Genomic DNA, 1,341 nt, shown 5'->3' on the forward strand with positions numbered 1-1,341 from the left:
GTTCGAACACGCTTAGCGACAGAAAATGATTTCTGAAACAGTTTTTCCATTGAAGCATCAACAGATTTGTTATCTCGAGAGTCTGTATAAGCTTGCTTCACCTGACCTAAAATCTGTGGTTCACCCAACACCAGAGAGTCCAAACCACAGGCAACGCGCATTAAGTGCTTAATCGCGGCTTGTTCTTCATGGATGTAGATGCTCGGTTTTAATTCTTCAGGGCTAACTTGATGAAATACAGACAGCCAATCGATCAACTTGTTTTTTGCCACGCCTTTGACGTCACAATACACTTCAGTTCGATTACAGGTAGAAAGTATGACACTTCCATTTACGTGTGCATTTGCGTTAAGTTGCTTAAGTGCCTCAGATAATTTATCTGGACCAAAAGCGACTTTTTCTCGCAATTCAACCGACGCTGTATTGTGATTGATACCTACGGCAAGCAAAGACATGTATCAGAAGTTCTCGATCAGGGAATGGAAACAAGGGGCGAATTTTACTTGATGCATGGCTCTATTTAAAGAGCAAGCGGGATTTGTTTTCCTGAGTTCGTGAATTCAATGCTATAGTTGAGACGTTTTTTAGATAAATTTGAACAAGTTGTGAGCAAATATGAGCAAGCTTCGAAAAATCACGTCTCTTATTTTTTTGACCATCATTATGGTGGGTTGCTCGTCTATCCCAGAACAACCGACCAGCGTTGAGTGGCAAAGTCACCAAAACAGGCTTTTACAGATAGAAAACTATCAAGCTTCAGGCAAGCTCGCTTACATTTCTCCAGAGCAACGCCAAAGCCTAAACTTCATATGGAAGCACTCCCCAAATCAAAGCCAATTAAGACTGACCACTTTCCTTGGTCAAACCGCTTTGAACCTTACAATCGACAGTTTGGGTGCAAAAGTCGTGACTTACGATGATCAAGTATTCACCCATGCAAGTGCATCTGTATTGGTAGAGCAACTTACTGGATTGCAGATCCCCATTGATCACCTACCACAATGGTTCCTTGGCATTCCCGACCAAGCAGACAGCTACCAACTCAACAGCACTAACACGCTTGAATCTCTGTCTAAACAAGTCAGCAGTCAACTGTGGACCCTGAATTTTGCTAACTATCACAATACAGAGATGCCGAGTAAGCAACTATCAGATGAAGACAACGCAAAGGTAGAGACAATTCCCCTCCCTACTCGATTGTCATTCAATCAAGACGAGAACAAAATCAACATTGTAGTTTCGAAGTGGACACTGAAAAAATGATAACAACGCCAACGCACTGGCCTTCGCCAGCTAAGCTGAATTTATTTCTCTATATCACTGGCCAACGCGACAATGGCT

At 42.4% G+C, this 1,341-nt stretch carries 1 protein-coding gene and 1 pseudogene; one reads left to right on the top strand and one right to left on the bottom strand.

Annotated elements, in window-relative coordinates:
* Positions 1-455 (bottom strand): annotated as a pseudogene (gene hemA / locus AB4496_RS26950) (glutamyl-tRNA reductase); the annotation flags it as partial.
* Positions 456-615: 160 nt separating this feature from the next.
* Here hemA and lolB point away from each other — a divergent pair.
* Positions 616-1,263 (top strand): lipoprotein insertase outer membrane protein LolB, encoded by a 648-nt coding sequence (gene lolB / locus AB4496_RS26955; RefSeq protein ID WP_102257967.1) that lies wholly within the window; start codon positions 616-618, stop codon positions 1,261-1,263.
* Positions 1,264-1,341: the final 78 nt, after the last annotated feature.

The organism is Vibrio sp. 10N.222.46.A1, from assembly GCF_041473595.1.
Taxonomy (GTDB): Bacteria; Pseudomonadota; Gammaproteobacteria; order Enterobacterales; family Vibrionaceae; genus Vibrio; species Vibrio tasmaniensis_A.

Coding starts and splice junctions, on each gene's coding strand:
- lolB (WP_102257967.1), top strand. CDS start 616: ATGAGCAAGCTTCGAAAAATCACGTCTCTTATTTTTTTGACCATCATT.